The following is a 708-nucleotide window of genomic DNA, read 5'->3' as shown; positions in this document are numbered from 1 at the left end:
AGGGGAGTGCTTACAAAGAGTTAAAAGACGCCGCTCTGCGCCTCAAACGCCGTGAGGTAAGGCTTACGCAGGAACCCAATGGGAAAGGGAAAAAGCGCAAAACGATGGTGACTGGATGGGTCCAAACAATTTTCTATATCGACGGTGAAGGTCGAATAGAACTGCGCTTCACAAAGGACATGCTGCCCTACCTAACAGGCTTACAGCGCGAGTTCACGCGCTATGCACTTTCAGACGTGGCAAAGATGACCAGTGCCTATGGCATACGTCTATATGAGCTACTAGCACAGTGGCCAGATGGGCACCGCGTAATTGAAGTAAGTGAGTTGCGCCGCTGGCTTCAGTTAGAAGATCGTTATCCTTTGATGGCTGAGTTTCGGCGCTGTGTAATAGAACCAGCTGTTGAGCAAATTAACGAACACAGCCCGTTAATTTTGAATTGGAGCGCTAAGAAGACAGGACGAAAAGTAACTCACTTAGTGTTTGATTACTGCTCCAAAAAGCAGCCTGATCAAATTGCTAAGCCGAGACGAAAGACAAAATTAACGGACGCACAGATCAAAGATCTAGCTCGTCCTGGGGAGTCTTGGGATGAAGCCCGCAAGCGGCTTGAACACCATCCATAAGAAGCTCGCAATGCTCCTTTGACCCAAGCCCAGCGGACCAAAGCGGCAAAGCAGGCACTCCTATGAGACGGCGCTTGATACC

1 protein-coding gene is annotated in these 708 nt (G+C 49.6%); it reads left to right on the top strand.

All coding sequences use genetic code 11. From position 1 onward, the window contains the following. Positions 1–626, top strand: a 626-nt coding sequence (locus tag GHO42_RS03830; protein WP_153384119.1) for a replication initiation protein, incomplete at its 5' end; no start/stop codon positions are given. Positions 627–708 lie beyond the last annotated feature (82 nt).

Origin of the sequence: Pseudomonas sp. FSL R10-0056, assembly GCF_009600105.1 — a bacterium.
Classification (GTDB): Bacteria; Pseudomonadota; Gammaproteobacteria; order Pseudomonadales; family Pseudomonadaceae; genus Aquipseudomonas; species Aquipseudomonas bubulae.
This window is presented reverse-complemented; position numbering and strand designations above follow the sequence as displayed.